Here is a 15990-nt window from a genome sequence, read left to right as displayed (position 1 = left end):
TTGGCGGGCGCGGCCTGAATCGCGGCCTGCGCCGCCGCCAGACGCGCGATCGGCACGCGGTAGGGCGAGCACGAAACGTAGTCGAGGCCCGTGCGTTCGCAGAAATGGATCGACGCCGGGTCGCCGCCATGTTCGCCGCAAATGCCGACCTTCAAATTCTTGCGCGTGGCGCGGCCGCGCGACGTGCCGATGGCGACGAGTTCGCCCACGCCGTCGATATCCATCGACACGAACGGATCGCGCGTCAGGATTTTCTGCGATTCGTAGGCGCCGAGGAACGCGGCCGAATCGTCGCGCGACAGGCCGAACGTCGTTTGCGTCAGATCGTTGGTGCCGAAGGAGAAGAACTCCGCCGTCTCCGCGATCTCGCTTGCGCGCAACGCCGCGCGCGGCAATTCGATCATCGTGCCGAGCATGTAGGAAATCTCGACGCCCGACGAGGCGCGCACTTCCTCGGCGACCTTGGCGATATGGTCGCGCATCAGATCGAGCTCGCGCTTCATCGCCACCAGCGGGATCATGATCTCGGGCTCGACCTTGCGGCCGGTTTCCTTGCCCACTATCGCGCAGGCTTCGAAAATCGCACGCGCCTGCATCTGGTAGATTTCGGGATAGGTGACCGCGAGGCGGCAGCCGCGATGGCCCAGCATCGGGTTCATCTCGGTCAGCTTTTCCGCGCGCGCCTTCAATTCGTCCAGGCTCTTGCCCGTCGCCTTGGACAACTCGGCGAAATCCGCGTCCGAATGCGGCAGGAATTCGTGCAAGGGCGGATCGAGCAGACGGATCGTCACCGGCAGCCCGTCCATGATGCGGAACAATTCGGCGAAATCGTCACGCTGGAAGGGCTGGATCTTCGCCAAAGCCTTCGCGCGCTGCGAAGCGTCGTCCGCCACGATCATCTCGCGCACCGCGGTGATGCGCGACGGATCGAAGAACATATGTTCGGTGCGGCACAGACCAATGCCCTCGGCGCCGAAGCGGCGCGCGGTGCGCGCGTCGAGCGGCGTTTCGGCGTTGGTGCGCACCTTCATGCGGCGGAAGGAATCCGCCCATTCCATGATCGTCGCGAAATGACCGGAGAGTTCGGGCTGCACCGTCGGCACTTCGCCCTTGAATACGTCGCCCGTGCCGCCGTCGATCGTGATCGCCTCGCCCGCCTTGATGACCGTGCCGCGCACGCTCATCGTCTTGGCGGCGTAGTCGACGCGGATTTCGCCCGCACCGGCGACGCAAGCCCGGCCCATGCCGCGCGCCACGACCGCCGCATGGCTGGTCATGCCGCCGCGCGTGGTCAAAATGCCGCGTGCGGCGTGCATGCCATGAATATCCTCGGGGCTCGTCTCGACGCGCACCAGGATCACGGCCTTACCTTCGCCCGCCAGCGTTTCGGCTTCGTCGGCGGAGAACGTCACGATGCCCGACGCGGCACCGGGCGACGCGGGCAGACCGCGCGTCAGGATCGACTTCGCGGCCTTCGGGTCGAGCGTGGGATGCAGCAATTGATCGAGCGACGAAGGATCGATGCGGCCGACCGCCGTCTTGCGGTCGATCAAACCTTCCTCGGCGAGCTCCACGGCGATACGCAACGCGGCGGCGGCGGTGCGCTTGCCGTTGCGCGTTTGCAGCATATAGAGCTTGCCCTTCTCGACCGTGAATTCGATGTCCTGAATGTCACGGTAATGGCGCTCCAGCTTCACGCGGATATCGCAGAGCTGGGCGAAGGTTTCGGGCATCGCCTCTTCCATCGACGGCAGCTTCGACTTCTGGCGATCCTTGCCCAGGATCGTGAGCTGCTGGGGCGTGCGAATCCCGGCGACGACGTCCTCGCCCTGCGCGTTGATCAGGAACTCGCCATAGAATTCGTTCTCGCCGGTCGACGGATCGCGCGTGAACGCGACACCCGTGGCGCAATCCGGGCCCATATTGCCGAACACCATCGCCTGGATGTTGACGGCCGTGCCCCATTCCTCGGGGATCTGGTGCAGGCGGCGATAGGTATTGGCGCGCTGATTCATCCAGCTCGCGAACACCGCGCCCACCGCACCCCACAACTGTTCCTGCGGGTCCTGCGGGAACGGCCGGCCGAGCTGCTTGGCCACCATCGCCTTATAGGCGGCGACCAGCGATTTCCAATCGTCGGCGGTCATGTCGGTATCGAGCGACACGCCGCGATCGGATTTCGCCTGTTCGAGCAATTCCTCGAAATGGTGGTGATCCACTTCGAGCACGACGTCGCCATACATCTGGATGAAGCGGCGATAGGAATCGTAGGCGAAGCGCGGATCGCCGCTTTCGGCGGCGAGGCCTTCGACTGTGACGTCGTTGAGGCCGAGATTGAGGACCGTGTCCATCATGCCCGGCATCGAGGCGCGCGCCCCCGAGCGCACCGAGACGAGCAGCGGCTTCGCAGGATCGCCGAATTTACGGCCGGTGATCTTCTCGACCTGGCCCAGCGCCGCGTTCACCTGGGCGCGCAGATCGGCCGGGTATTCGCGCTTGTTGGCGTAGTAATGGGTGCAAACTTCGGTCGTCACGGTGAAGCCGGGCGGAACGGGCAAACCGAGATTGCTCATCTCGGCGAGATTGGCGCCCTTCCCGCCCAGGAGATTGCGCATCTCCGCCTTGCCTTCCGCCTTGCCGTTTCCGAACGAGTAAACCCACTTGGCCATGGCGCGATCCCTTTAGCCTTCGATCTTGGAGAAATCGGCGACGCGTGCGGGTGCGGCGCCGATCGCGGAAAGCAATTTGAGCCGATTGGCGCGCAAGGCGCGATCCTCGGTATTTACGGTGACCTTGTCGAAGAACGCATCGACGGGCCCGCGCAACGCGGCGAGGGAAGCCATCGCCGCGGCGAAATCTTCGGCCTTCAACGCGGCGTCGAGCTTCGTTCCCACCTCGCCCAAACGGGCGAACAGCGCGTTTTCTTCCGCCTGCGCGAACAAGGCGGGATCGGCGGCACCGGTTGGCGCGGCCCCGTCCTTCTTCGTTTCGATCGCGACGATATTCGCCGCGCGGCGATAGCCGATCAGCAGATTGGCGCCGTCCTGGCCCTTCAGGAACGTGTCGAGCGCATCGACGCGCGCGAGCAGGCGCACCAGATCGTCCTCGCCGCCCAACGCGAACACCGCGTCGATCAGATCGTGACGCACACCCTTTTCCTTCAGCACGACCTTCAAACGGTCGGCGAAGAAACCCATCAGATCGATCGCTTTTTTGTCGAGACCAAGCCGTTTGGCCTTAAAGAGCAGCAAGTCATTGGCATCGACATCAGGGCCCATATCGGGCTGATTGGTCGAAACAACCAGCAAAAGCGCTAGCACGAAAACTTCAACTAGGGCCAAGCGCAGCTTGTTCTCGACGATCAGGCGGATCACGCCCAGCGCCGAACGGCGCAACGCGAACGGATCCTTCGAACCCGTCGGCTTTTCGTCGATCGACCAGAACCCGGCCAGCGTGTCGAGTTTCTCGGCCAGCGCCACCGCGACCGACACCGGTGCCGACGGGCACGCATCCGACGGGCCCAGCGGCTGGTAGTGTGCACGGATCGCATCGGCGATGTCGGCCGGCTCGCCGTCATGGCGCGCGTAATAGCGGCCCATGATGCCTTGCAACTCGGGGAATTCGCCGACCATGCCGGACGACAAATCCGCCTTGGCGAGTTTTGCCGCGCGCAACGCGGCTTCCGCATCGGCGCCGAGCTTCGTCGCGATGAAGGCCGACAGCTTCTCCAAGCGTTCGACCTTCTGCGCCATCGTGCCGAGCTTGGCGTGGAACACGCGCTGGGCGAGTGCGGGCAAACGGTCGGCGAGCTTGGTCTTGCGATCCAAATCCCAGAAGAACTTGGCGTCGGACAAGCGCGCGCGCAGCACGCGCTCGTTGCCCGCGACGATCGTTGCGCCCGCGTCGGTCGTTTCCATATTCGCGACCAGCGCGAATTGGCGGGCAAGCGAACCATCGGCGTTCAACAGCGCAAAGTATTTCTGATGCGCGCGCATCGACGTGATCAGCGCTTCCTGCGGCACGTCCATGAATTTCGCGTCGATGGCGCCGGTCAGCACAACCGGCCATTCGACCAGCCCCGTGACCTCGTCGAGCAGGCCTGGGTCGTCGCGCAACGTAAGGCCCAACGCCTTCGCCTTGGCTTCGAGATCGGCGAGGATCTTGGCGCGGCGTTGCGCGGGATCGAGCATCACCTTCGCCGCCAGCAGCTTCGCTTGATAGTCTGCGAAGTTCGTCACCGCGAAACGCGCGGGCGCCAAGAAGCGATGGCCGTGCGTCGTATCGCCGAACGCCAGCGTCGCGCCGCCGAGATCTACGCCGCCCGCCAGAATCTTGCCGTCGAGCAACGCGAGCACGCTTTGCAACGGCCGCACCCAGGCGAAGCGATTGGCGCCCCAGCGCATCGATTTGGGCCAGCCAAACGCCTTCACCGTATCGGCGATCAGGCCGGGCAGAAGATCGGCGGTCGCTTGGCCCTTCTTCTCGACGATCGCGAACCAGAATTCGGCCTTGCCGACCATCCGCTTTTCGCAACCGTCGAGCGAGGCGAGCCCTGCGCCCTTCAGGAAGCCTTGAATGGCTTGGTCGGGCGAGCCGACACGCGGGCCTTTCTTCTCTTCCTTCAGATCGGGTGTGCGCGCCAGGAGACCATCGACGACCAGCGCCAAGCGGCGCGGCGTCACGAACACATCCGCGCGCGTGAAGGTCAGGCCCGAAGCCGTCAGGCGTTCGGTCGCGAGGCGCTTCAAATCCTCGGCGGCACGCGCCTGCATGCGCGCGGGGATTTCTTCGGAGAAGAGTTCGAGGAGCAGCTCAGACATTGTTCGAGCCCTCCCCCGCCAGCCAGGCTTCGCAGCAGGCTTTGGCCAAGGCGCGCACGCGGCCGATATAGGCTTGGCGTTCGGTGACCGAGATCACGCCGCGCGCGTCGAGCAAATTAAAGCGGTGCGACGCCTTGATGCATTGGTCGTAGGCGGGCAACGCCAACTTGTGCGCCAGCAGCGACTGGCATTCCTTCTCGGCGTCGGCGAAATGCTGGAACAGCGCGTCGGTGTCGGCGTGTTCGAAATTATGCGCGGAGTATTCCTTCTCCGCGCGCAGGAACACTTCGCCGTATTTCACGCCGTCGTTGTTGAAGCGGAGGTCATAGACGTTCTCGACGCCCTGGATATACATGCACAGGCGTTCGAGACCGTAGGTGAGTTCCACCGCCACCGGATCGCATTCGATGCCGCCGACCTGCTGGAAATACGTGTACTGCGTGACTTCCATGCCGTCGCACCACACTTCCCAGCCGAGCCCCCAGGCGCCCAGCGTGGGGCTTTCCCAATCGTCCTCGACGAAGCGGATATCGTGCTGGGCGGGATCGAGACCGATTTCCTTGAGGCTGCCGAGATAGAGGTCCTGGCTGTTCGCCGGCGACGGCTTCAGGATCACCTGATACTGGTAGTAATGCTGCAGCCGGTTCGGGTTCTCGCCGTAGCGCCCGTCGGACGGGCGGCGCGAGGGCTGCACGTAAGCCGCTTTCCACGGCTTGGGCCCCAACGCGCGCAACGTGGTCGCGGGGTGGAACGTGCCGGCCCCCACTTCCATGTCGTAAGGCTGCAGGATCAGGCAGCCTTGGGCCGACCAATAGGAATGTAGTTTGAGGATGAGGTCCTGAAAGCTCAGGCCTTTGGCGCCGGATACGGACATGGTTCTCGCGCGTTTGACTCGGATTCTGGGGCCGGTCTGATGCGGCGCAACATATCCATCGGAGTACCAAGGGGCAACGCCGGATTTCGCGCGACTCGGCGTTGTTTTTTGCTAGCCCGAGCGATGCGGGCGCGCACAGCCTTTTAAGCCGCACCACGGCGCTTTGGCGGGCACCCAAACCGAGCAATTCGGGCAGTATTCGACGTCGTAGCCCGCAAGCTCGGCGGGTTTCTCGGGCGTGCCTTGGGGGGCGCGATCTTCCATTCGCACCATGACGAACAGATAGATCAACACCAGCCCCAGAACGACCAGGGGCCAGACCGCGTCGAGGGCCCAGGCGAGCAATTCCATGCGCCAGCATAGGCCGGGGATTGACTTCCCGGCCAGACAAAGCGATTTTCCGGCCATGGACGACATAGACCGCAAAATCCTGGCGCATATTCAGCTAAACGGGCGCGATTCTTACGCCGACATCGGCAAATCCGTGGGATTGTCGGTTTCGGCGGTCAACGACCGGCTGAAAAAGCTGATCGCGACCGGTGCCATCAAGCGATTCGCCGCCCTGGTCGATTCCGCGGTCGTGGGGCGAAACCTGCTGGCCTTCGTGTCGGTGCTGCTGGAACGGCCTGAGCATGACAAGCCTTTCCTCGCCGCCATCGCCGATCTGGCGGATGTGCAGGAATGCCATCACGTCACCGGCGACTGGTCGTATCTGTTGAAGATCCGCGTCGCCGATACGGCGGCGTTGGAGCGCGTGATTTCCGGCAAGATCAAAACGCTGCAAGGTGTCGCGCGCAGCCAAACGGTTATCGCCTTGTCCTCCGCGAAGGACGATCCCGCCCTCGCCTGCGACGCGGTGTAACGATGGACGCGCCGCTTTTCGTCAAAGGCCTGTTGCTGGGTTTGTCGATCGCCGCCCCGGTCGGGCCGATCGGCGTGTTGTGCATCCGGCGCACGATGGCGTTCGGCTTCGCGGCCGGGCTTGCGGGCGGGTTCGGCACCGCGCTCGCCGACGCGCTCTATGCCGGCCTTGCGGCGTTCGGCTTCGCCACGCTGCTGGGCGACTGGATCGCGGCGAATGACTGGTTCCGCCTGATCGGCGCGGCGATGCTGCTTTATCTCGCGGTTCAAGCCTGGCGCTCGACGCCGGCGGCGGAAGCGAAGGTCGGCGCGACATCGCTTGCCGGCACGTTCGCCGCGACTTTCGCGCTGACCCTCGCCAATCCGACGACGATCCTGACCTTCCTGGCGATCTTCACCGCATTCGGGATCGAGGACGCCGCGCCGGCCGATATCGGCCTGTTGATCGCGGCGGTGTTCCTGGGGTCGCTCGGCTGGTGGATATTGCTGGCGGGCGCGGTCGCCAATTTGCGCACGCGCATCGACGCGAGAGCGACGCAAGCGATCAATCGCGGGTCGGCGGCGCTGCTCGCCCTCTTCGCCGTTTTGATCGCCGGCAAGGTTATCTGAGGAAGTTGCGCTTCCAGATTTCGGAAAGCTTCGGCGCACCCTCGGTCGTCTTGGCGATCGTCGTGAGCTTCGGCGCGTGCGCGGCGAACCATTCGCGGCGCGGGGTCCAATAGGTCATCGCGACGATATAAAGATCGAGCGCCGAGAACCGGTTGCCCAGGAACCACGGCGCGCCGGCGGCGGCCTCCACCGGATGCCACAGCTTTTCGCGATACTCGCCGACCTTCGTCTTGAAGGCTTCGGCGGCCTGCGGATCGGGCACGAAGCGCGTGGGCACATCCCCATAGGCGAAGGTCTGGTAGACATTCGTCACCAGATAAACCAGCCAGCGCAGGAATTCCGCGCGCGTCGGATCGTCGGGGCTGGGCACCAGCACGTTCGATTTGGCGAGATCGGCCAGATGCAGCGTGATCGCGGCGCTCTCGGTCATGACGTGCCCGTTGGGCAACACCAGCGTGGGCACCTGCATCAGCGGATTGACCTTGGCGAGGCGTTGGCGCGCTTCCTCGTCGCCGAACAGATCGCCGCTATCGATCATTTCGTAGTCGAACCCGTAGAGCGCCAATTGCGGTTCGATCAGCACCGAGCCCCAGCCCGGCCGTCCGTAAAGCGTGAACTTCATCGCCGCCTTCCACTGTTTTCATCTTCCGCAGCGCCCAAGAAATCGGGCATCCCCGCCAGCGGATCGTTTTCATCGGGCACGGTTTCGGAATCGTCGAGGCCGTGCGCTTCCAGTTCGACCGCCGAGACGAGGCCCTTGGCCGCGAGCAAGCGTTCGAGATTGAAGAGGCGCTCGCGCAGGCGCTCGACCTCCGACGCCATCGCCAGCAACGCGCGGTCGGCGTTGCCGCGCCCGCCCGCCGGGGCGGCGGCGGCCGCGCGCTTGGCGCGCGCTTCGCCGGTGTCGTTCCACACTTCGTGCAGAACGATCCGGCCGCCGCGAATCTCGAAACGGTCGACGAAGCGCAAATTGTCGAAGGGGGCGCCGTCTTCCCAGGCACCGTGCAACGATCCCGAGACGAACACGACGTCGCCGTCGTGCATCTCCACGCGGTCGTAGCGCTCGATCTTCTTGCCGATCTGGCGGAAACGCTGGCCCAAGCGCATGACGATTTCGTCGAGCGAGCCCGTTTCCGTGCCGCCGGGCGTCACGAAACGCGCGTCCGGCGCCACGTAGCGGCGCGCGGCACCGGGATCGAGCTTGTCGATCGCGTCGAGGAACTCGCGCACCAGGACGATCGAGGGATGCGGCGGCAGTTGGGCCATACGGACTCCCTGGGTTCTTACCCAGCGTAATCCATCGCAGCGGTATCGCGCGACAGAAACGATCCGGGGCGCGCGCCCGTGGGTGCCCCGGCCTTCCAAACGGCCCGGCCGTTGACGAACACGGCGTCGATCCCGGCACCCGGCAGCGTGGGGGCGGCGAAACTCGCCCGGTCGATCACCGTTCTGGGATCGAAAACGACGATATCGGCGAAAGCGCCTGTCCGCAGCACGCCCCGGTCGCGCAAGCCCAGGCGCTTGGCGGGCAACGACGTCATCCGGCGGATCGCTTCTTCGACCGGAAACAAGCCCACGTCGCGCGCGTAATGACCCAGCACGCGCGGGAACGTGCCCCACAGCCGCGGATGGGGATGGGCGTCGTGCGGCAAACCGTCCGACCCGATCATCGCTTCCGGCCAGGACAGCACGCGGCGCACGTCGTCCTCCGCCATCGCGAAATAGATCGCCCCGGCCGGCTGCAAGCGCCGCGCGGCTTCCGCGAGATCGACGTGCCATTCGCCGGCGATATCGGAAAGGTCGCGCCCGCCCGTCGCGGGCACGGATTTCGACCAGGTGATCAAAACGCGCGACGACGCGGCGATACGGTCGATCGTCAGCACGGTCGACGACGCGATATAGGGATAGACGTCGAGCGCCACGCGCTGGGTTTTACGCGCCGCGTCGATCAAGGGCAGCGTGCGCGCGGTCTTGCCGTGGTTCGCCTTGCCCATCGCCTTGTGATGCGACAGCACGACGGGCGTGTCCGCTTCGCGGCCGATGCGCAAGGCTTCGGCGACCGCGTCTTCCAGCGCGTCGGCTTCGTTGCGCAAATGCGTGGCGTACAATCCGCCATGCCTTCCCGCGATTTTGGCGACCGCGACGATCTCCGCGGTCGGTGCCGCTTTCGCGGGCGCGTAGAACAAGCCGGTCGACAGGCCCAGCGCGCCCTCGCCCATCGCTTGATCGAGCAAGCCTTGCATGCGCGCGATCTCGCCTTCATCGGCCGCGCGATCGAGACGATCCATCGTCTGCACGCGCAACGACGAATGCCCGACCAGCGCCACCGCGTTGACGGCGGCGGGATCGGCGGCCAAAGCCTTCGTCCAATCGGCGAAACGTTTATGGCGATAGGTGGCGCGCGTTCCCAGCAGATCGAGCGGTGGCGGCGGATCGCCCGCCAAAATCATCGGGGCGACCGACACGCCGCAATTCCCGGCGACGATTGTGGTCACGCCCTGGCTCGTCTTCATCGGCATGTCTGGCAGATCCAACAGGATCGCGTCGTCATGCGTATGCACGTCGATGAAACCGGGGGCGATCATCCGCCCCGAACAATCGAGCGTCGCGGCGGCTTCCAGCGTGCCCGGCGCGCCGATCGCGGCGATGCGATTGCCGGCGATGGCGATATCGGCTTCGATCGCGGGCGTGCCGGACCCGTCGGCGACGCGACCGCCTTTCAGCACCAATTCGTGCTTCATTGCGCGAGCCAGGCCAGCAGCTTGTCCGCCGGCATCGGCCGCGCGATCAGATAGCCTTGGGCGAGATCGATCCCCGCTTCGCGCGCGGTGTCGAGATCGGCCTGCGTTTCGACGCCTTCGGCGACGGAAACGAGATCCATGCGCTTGGCCAGCGCCACCGCCGATTCCAGAATTGCGCGCTTGGCCGGCGCTTCCGCCGCACCCGACACGAAGCCGCGATCGATTTTAAGCTCATCGAACGGCAAAGCTTCCAAACGCGCAAGCGACGCGTAGCCGGTGCCGAAATCGTCGAGCGACACGCGCACGCGCTTCATGCGCAGCCGCGCCAGCGTTTCCAGCGTGCGCCGGTCGTCTTCGCCTAGGCGGCTCTCGGTCACTTCGACGATCAAGCGTTCGGCCGGCATGCTCGAGCGGCTCAAGGCGCCGCTGATCCAGGCGAAGGCGTCGCTGCGGCCCAGCGTATCGAACGAGAAATTGATCGCGCAGCGCAAATCCGGATACGCGGCGAAGATCGGCGCCATGTCGCGCGCGGCGACGTCGATCACCGCTTCGGTCATCCGATCGACCAGCCCGCAATTCTCCGCGAGCGGCACGAACACGCCCGGCGACACGTCGCCATGGGTCGGATGCGACCAGCGCGCCAGACATTCGACCGATTGCGTCAGGCCGCTCGCCACGTCGATTTTCGGCTGGAACACGGCCGCGATCTGCCCGCGTTCGATCGCGGCGGCAAGGTCGGCCTCGCCCATGCGCGGCATAACGCGTGCGGCGACGGCGGCATTCTCCGCCGCGGGTTGCAGGCGCGCGATCGCCTGGGTCAAACGTTCGGCTTCGATCGGCTTGGCGACGGCGCCAACGCTGGCAAGGCCGTAGCCGCGCGCGATGCGCAACGCGCCCTCCAGCGTGCGTTTATCCTCGCCGCTGACGATCAGCATCGGCGTTTGCGGCGCCTTGGTCGCGGCCAAACGCAGAAACTCGATCCCATCCATGCCGGGCATGTTGAGATCGCACAGCACGAGTTCGGGTTTGAACGTATCGAGTTCGGCCAAACCATCGGCGCCGTTCTCCGCCTCGCGGATTTCGCCGACGGCAAGACGCACCAAGCATCGGCGCAGCAATGCGCGGATGAAGGCTTGATCGTCGACGATGAGAACGCGGCGCCCGGCGATGTCGTCCATATGTCCGCACTCTAGCTTGATGCCGGGGCCGATGCTAGAACCGGACGGGTCGCGGTATTGGACGGAATGACGATGGAAATCAAATCTCCCTATTTGCTGTTTTTGGGCAGCGCCGCCGACGCGCTGGCCGCCAAAACCTCCATCGGCGTGGCGCAATGGCGTCCGGAAAAATGCGTCGGCCAGCTGCGCCTGAAGGGCTGCAACGCCGATAGCGGCTTTCCCGACATGAGCGTGAAGCAAGCCGTCGCCAAGGGCGCCAAGACGATGATCGTCGGCACGGTCAATCGCGGCGGCGTGATTTCCAAAGACTGGATCAAGGTGCTGACCGCCGCACTCGATGCGGGTCTCGATCTCGCCTCCGGTCTGCACAATAAATTGTCGGACGTGCCCGAGCTCGCCGCCGCCGCCAAGCGCAACGGCCGCAAACTGCACGACGTGCGCCATCCCGACCGCGAATTTCCGATCGCCACGGGCATCAAGCGCCCGGGCAAACGCGTGCTGACCGTCGGCACCGATTGCTCGATCGGCAAGATGTACACCTCGCTCGCCCTCGAAGCGGCGATGAAGTCGCTCGGGCTGAAGGCGACGTTCCGCGCCACCGGCCAGACCGGCATTTTGATCGCGGGTCGCGGCTGGTCGATCGACGCGATCGTGTCGGATTTCGTCGCCGGCGCGGTCGAGACGATCGCCCCCGCCAACGATCCCGATCATTGGGACGTGGTGGAAGGTCAAGGCTCGCTGTTCCACGCGAGCTACGCGGGCGTAACGATGGCGCTGATTCACGGCGCGCAAGCCGACGCGCTGGTGATGTGCCACGAGCCGGGCCGGCCGCATATGCGCGGGCTGCCGCATTACAAATTGCCCGATCTGCAAACCTGCATCGACGTCAACGTCGCCCATGCGCGGCTCACCAACAAAAAGGCCAAATGCGTGGGCATCAGCCTCAACACGTCGAAGATGACCGCCAAGGCGGCCGAACGCGCGATCAAATCGACCGCCGACAAATACGGTCTGCCGTGCGTCGATCCGAGCCGCACGGGTGTGGCCGCCATCGCCGCCCAACTCGCGAAAATCAAATGACGCGCGCGCTGTCCGTCGCCCGCGAGGTTTGGCCGCTGCGCGGCGCCTTTCGCATTTCGCGCGGCGCCAAGACCGAAGCGGTCGTCGTCGTCGCGCGTATCGTGCAGGACGGCGCGGCCGGTGCGGGCGAATGCGTGCCCTATGCGCGCTATGGCGAGACGGTGGACTCCGTCCTCGCCCAGATCGAAAGCGCGCGCGCCTTGATCGAACGCGGCGGCGGGCGCGACGAATTGCAGCGCGCCTTACCCGCCGGGGCGGCGCGCAACGCGCTCGACTGCGCGCTGTGGGATCTCGAAGCCAAGCGGGCGGGCAAACGCGTGTGGCAGCTCGCCGGCATGTCCGCGCCGCAAACGTTGACCACCGCCTACACGCTGAGCGTCGACGACCCGGAGAAAATGGCGGAGGCGGCGCGCGCCGCCGCCCATCGCCCGCTATTGAAACTGAAACTCACCGGCGCGGGCGATCTGGCGCGCGTCGAAGCGGTGCGCAAAGCGGCACCGGGCTCGCGGCTGATCGTCGACGCGAACGAAGCGTGGGACGAAGCCTTGTTCGACGAGATTTCGCCGCATCTCGCCAATCTCGGCGTGGACCTCATTGAGCAGCCTTTGCATGCCGATCGCGACGCGGGGCTTGCGGGGCGCGAGCACCCAGTTGCGGTTTGTGCGGACGAATCCTGCCACGACACATCGTCGCTGCCGCATGTCGCGGGCCGCTACGAGGCGGTGAACATCAAGCTCGACAAGACCGGCGGCTTCACCGAAGCGCTCGCCTTGCGCAAGGCCGCCTTCGCCGCCGGTTATCGCGTGATGGTCGGCTGCATGGTCGCGACGTCGCTGTCGATGGGCCCGGCCCATCTGATCGCGCAGGGTGCGGCGTGGGTCGATCTCGACGGGCCGTTGCTGCTGAGCCACGATCGCGATCCGGGATTGCGCTTCGAAGGCAGCCGCGTTCACCCGCCGGATGCGGAGGTTTGGGGTTGATGGCGGGTCTTTCCGACATTCTGGTCCGCGCGTTGCCGTTGCATATTGTCGACGTGGGCGCCGCATCGATGGGCAAGGAGGGCGATCCCTATCATGCGCTGCTCGGCGATCCGGCGGTGCATGTCACCGGGTTCGAGCCGCGCGCCGAAGCTTGCGCCGAGCGTAACGCCAGCGCCCCGCCCCATCATCGCTATTTGCCTTATTTCATTGCCGACGGCACGACGCGCGATTTTCATAACTGCGCCAATCCGCTGACCTCGTCGCTCTACAAGCCCAACGAGCGGCTGCTGAGCCTGTTCCACAATCTGCCGCTGCCGGTCGTCGAAACGACGCGCGTGGAGACGCGGCGCTTGGACGATCTGCCCGATCTTGCTTCATGCGATCTTTTGAAGATCGACGTGCAAGGCGCGGAGCTGGACGTGCTGCGCGGGGGCTCGCGTATCGCGGGTGGCGCCTTGGTCGTCGACGTCGAAGTGGAATTCGTGCCGATGTACGAAGGCCAAGCGCTGTTCGGCGACATTGACGTGCATCTGCGTGGGCTCGGCTTCATGCTGCATCGCTTCACTGCCCCGTTCAGCCGGCAATTGCGCCCGCTGGTGTTCGGCGGCGGACCGTTCGGGCCCGGCAGCCAATTGCTCTATGCCGAAGCCGCGATCTATATCCGCGCGATCGACAAGCTGGAGGCGCTATCCGACGACAAGCTGCTCGCCTTCGCGCGGATCATGCACGACGTCTATCGATCTTACGATCTGGTCGGGCTGCTGATCGCCGCACACGACACGCGCAGCGGCGGCGATTTGCTGACACGCTACAAAGCCGCCCTCGCCGCCCCCGGCTAAGCACCCAGTCTTTCGCACGTCTCCCGCCACAAATCGGCGATCAGATCGCCCGCCGGTTTGGCTTGCGCCAGCGCCGCCGATTGCCCCGCCCAAGCCTGGATGCGCGAAACATCGTTCGCCTTGTTGGCGGCGTCGCGCATCGCTTGCGTGATCGCGCGCTGTACGGGATATGGGGCGGGCGTAGGCGCTTCGGGCGACGCCGCCGCGCGCACATACTCGGTCGCGATCGAACGACCCGCGCGACCCGAAAAAGCGCGCGTGAGCCGCGTCGCTTCCGGCGGCGTCTGGCCCAGCGCATCGGCCCAAGCGGTGGGAATGCCCGCTTCGGGCGTGCGCAGAAAGCCGGTACCGATTTGCACGGCCGCAGCCCCCATCGCGAACGCAGCCGCCATGCCACGCGCATCGCCGATGCCGCCGGTGGCGATCACCGGCAATTTCACCGCATCGAGAATCGCGGGCAGCAACGCGAATAATCCGATCGCTTCGGCTTCGGCCTTCGCCGCGTCGAAGGCGCCGCGATGGCCGCCCGCTTCGGCCCCTTGCGCGACGATGGCGTCCGCCCCCGCTTCGGCCGCCGCCTTGGCTTCGGCGACCGTCGTCGCGTTGGCGAACCAGGCGATGCCGCGTTCTTTGAGCTTCGCGACGAAATCGGGCGGATAGACGCCCATGATCGACGAGACGACCGCCGGGCCGGCGGCGAGCAACGCGTCGCATTGCGCCTTGAAATCGGGTGGCGTGGCGTTGGCGGCATCCGCCGGGACTTCCGGCCCGTATTGGCCGACGAATGCGCGCACGCGCGCTTCGTGATCCGCGTCGCGAACGGGCGCGGGATCGGGAATCCACAGATTGAGCTGGAACGCGCCGTTGGAGCGGCCGCGCTGATCATTGGCCCAGGCGAGAATCGCCTCGGGCTTCATGAGAAGCGCACCGCACGCCCCCATGCCGCCCGCGCGCGCGACGGCGGCGGAGAGCGCGGGTGCGGGCACGCCCGCCATGGGGGCGAGCAAGATCGGCAAACGCAGACCGAAGCGTTCGCAGAACGCGCGGGCGGGATCGAAGATCTTGCCCGCCGGGATCACGACGCGCGCTCCATCGCGCGCAGCACGCGCGCGCGATCGGGGATCGGCTCGACCGCGCCATAGCCTTCGGTCGACAGCGCCGCCGCCGTGGCGGCGTAGCGCCCGGCTTGCTCCAAGCTATCGCCCGCGACTAGCCGCGCGATGAAGGCGCCGCCGAACGTATCGCCCGCCCCGGTCGCATCGACCGGCTTGCACGGATGGGGCGGAATGCGCGTGCGCGTCTTCGCGTCGGCGACCAAAGCGCCTTGCGCGCCCAGTTTCAGCGCCACGACCTTGGCGCCCAGCTTCAACATCAGATCGACCAGCTCGTCCGGCTCGTCGACGCCGAACAACGTCGCGACATCGTCGAGGCTGGGCAGGCAGATGTCGCAATTGGCGATCGCCTCCGCCGTCACGGCCTTGGCGCGCGCCACCGGCCACAGCTTCAAGCGCAGATTGGTGTCGAACGACACGAGGCAGCCCGACGCGCGCGCCGTGGTCATCGCGGCGAAGCCCGCATCGCAGGCGGAATTGGAGATCGCCAGCGAAATGCCCGAAAGATGCAGCACCTTCGCCTCTTGAATGGCGTCGAGCGGCAGATCGGCGGGGGCGTAGCGGCTGGCGGCCGAGCCCGACCGGAAGAACGAGAAATGATGGCCCTTCTCGTCATGCGTGACGAAATAGACGGCCGTGGGCGCGTTCTTGTCTTCGCGCACGGTCGACTCGTCGACACCTTCGAAGCGCCACAGATCGCGGAACATCTGGCCGTAAATATCCGCCCCCAACGCCGAGATGTAGCCCGCCTTGGCGCCCGATCGCGCCGCCGCAATCGCGAAATTCGAGGTGTCGCCGCCGAAGCCTTGCAGATAGGTGCGGCTCGTCGCCCCGCCCGTCTGGTTGAATTCGATCATCGGCTCGCCATAGGCGAGGATCTCGCACGCCATCGTTTC

At 65.6% G+C, this 15990-nt stretch carries 14 protein-coding genes and 1 pseudogene; 5 read left to right on the top strand and 10 right to left on the bottom strand.

All coding sequences use genetic code 11. The features are described from left to right. Positions 1-2 precede the first annotated feature (2 nt). The 4 genes and pseudogenes from J0H39_06355 to J0H39_06340 form a co-directional block, all read right to left on the bottom strand. Positions 3-2669: pseudogene (locus J0H39_06355) on the bottom strand (pyruvate, phosphate dikinase). 12 nt (positions 2670-2681) lie between these two features. Beyond that, positions 2682-4820, bottom strand: a complete 2139-nt coding sequence (locus J0H39_06350; GenBank protein MBN9496356.1) for a glycine--tRNA ligase subunit beta — start codon at positions 4818-4820, stop codon at positions 2682-2684. Further along, a complete protein-coding gene (locus J0H39_06345; protein MBN9496355.1) occupies positions 4813-5694 on the bottom strand; it encodes a glycine--tRNA ligase subunit alpha in 882 nt (293 codons plus the stop codon). Before J0H39_06345 ends, J0H39_06350 begins: the two co-directional genes overlap by 8 nt. 111 nt (positions 5695-5805) lie before the next feature. Beyond that, positions 5806-6045: a hypothetical protein gene (locus J0H39_06340; GenBank protein ID MBN9496354.1), complete on the bottom strand. Its 240-nt coding sequence runs from the start codon at positions 6043-6045 to the stop codon at positions 5806-5808. 55 nt (positions 6046-6100) lie between these two features. Between J0H39_06340 and J0H39_06335 the strand changes: the two genes are divergently transcribed. Both J0H39_06335 and J0H39_06330 read left to right on the top strand, forming a co-directional pair. After that, on the top strand, positions 6101-6556 hold the full coding sequence (locus J0H39_06335) for an Lrp/AsnC family transcriptional regulator (protein ID MBN9496353.1): 456 nt from the start codon (positions 6101-6103) through the stop codon (positions 6554-6556). Positions 6557-6558: 2 nt separating this feature from the next. Then, a complete protein-coding gene (locus J0H39_06330) occupies positions 6559-7164 on the top strand; it encodes a LysE family transporter (protein MBN9496352.1) in 606 nt (201 codons plus the stop codon). On the opposite strand, the gene J0H39_06325 is transcribed toward J0H39_06330, so the two are convergent. The 4 genes from J0H39_06325 to J0H39_06310 are packed head-to-tail and all read right to left on the bottom strand — an operon-like array spanning position 7157 to position 11083. Further along, complete coding sequence (locus J0H39_06325; GenBank protein ID MBN9496351.1) at positions 7157-7786, bottom strand: glutathione S-transferase family protein; 630 nt, start codon at positions 7784-7786, stop codon at positions 7157-7159. The genes J0H39_06330 and J0H39_06325 overlap by 8 nt on opposite strands. Then, complete coding sequence (locus J0H39_06320) at positions 7783-8430, bottom strand: nuclear transport factor 2 family protein (protein ID MBN9496350.1); 648 nt, start codon at positions 8428-8430, stop codon at positions 7783-7785. The genes J0H39_06325 and J0H39_06320 overlap by 4 nt, the downstream gene beginning before the upstream one ends. Before the next feature lie 17 nt (positions 8431-8447). After that, positions 8448-9905 (bottom strand): D-aminoacylase, encoded by a 1458-nt coding sequence (locus J0H39_06315; GenBank protein MBN9496349.1) that lies wholly within the window; start codon positions 9903-9905, stop codon positions 8448-8450. After that, positions 9902-11083 (bottom strand): EAL domain-containing response regulator, encoded by a 1182-nt coding sequence (locus J0H39_06310; protein MBN9496348.1) that lies wholly within the window; start codon positions 11081-11083, stop codon positions 9902-9904. Before J0H39_06310 ends, J0H39_06315 begins: the two co-directional genes overlap by 4 nt. A 72-nt stretch (positions 11084-11155) precedes the next feature. On the opposite strand from J0H39_06310, the gene J0H39_06305 reads away from it, so the two are divergent. From J0H39_06305 to J0H39_06295, 3 genes are read left to right on the top strand one after another with little or no spacing between them, the layout of a single operon-like run. Continuing rightward, the gene (locus J0H39_06305; GenBank protein MBN9496347.1) at positions 11156-12163 is read left to right on the top strand and encodes a DUF1611 domain-containing protein; all 1008 of its coding nucleotides are present in this window, start codon (positions 11156-11158) and stop codon (positions 12161-12163) included. Continuing rightward, positions 12160-13143, top strand: a complete 984-nt coding sequence (locus tag J0H39_06300; GenBank protein MBN9496346.1) for a dipeptide epimerase — start codon at positions 12160-12162, stop codon at positions 13141-13143. The genes J0H39_06305 and J0H39_06300 overlap by 4 nt, the downstream gene beginning before the upstream one ends. Then, positions 13143-13982, top strand: a complete 840-nt coding sequence (locus J0H39_06295; GenBank protein MBN9496345.1) for an FkbM family methyltransferase — start codon at positions 13143-13145, stop codon at positions 13980-13982. Before J0H39_06300 ends, J0H39_06295 begins: the two co-directional genes overlap by 1 nt. On the opposite strand, the gene J0H39_06290 is transcribed toward J0H39_06295, so the two are convergent. Continuing rightward, positions 13979-14977, bottom strand: coding sequence for a nitronate monooxygenase (locus J0H39_06290; GenBank protein ID MBN9496344.1), 999 nt, complete (start codon positions 14975-14977; stop codon positions 13979-13981). The genes J0H39_06295 and J0H39_06290 overlap by 4 nt on opposite strands. A gap of 80 nt (positions 14978-15057) precedes the next feature. Beyond that, positions 15058-15984, bottom strand: coding sequence for a sugar kinase (locus tag J0H39_06285; GenBank protein ID MBN9496343.1), 927 nt, complete (start codon positions 15982-15984; stop codon positions 15058-15060). Positions 15985-15990: the final 6 nt, after the last annotated feature.

The sequence above is a fragment of the Alphaproteobacteria bacterium genome, from assembly GCA_017308135.1.
In the GTDB taxonomy this organism is placed as follows: Bacteria; Pseudomonadota; Alphaproteobacteria; order CACIAM-22H2; family CACIAM-22H2; genus Tagaea.
Note: the sequence above shows the minus strand (reverse complement) of the source record. Positions and strands in the feature narration are given on the sequence as shown.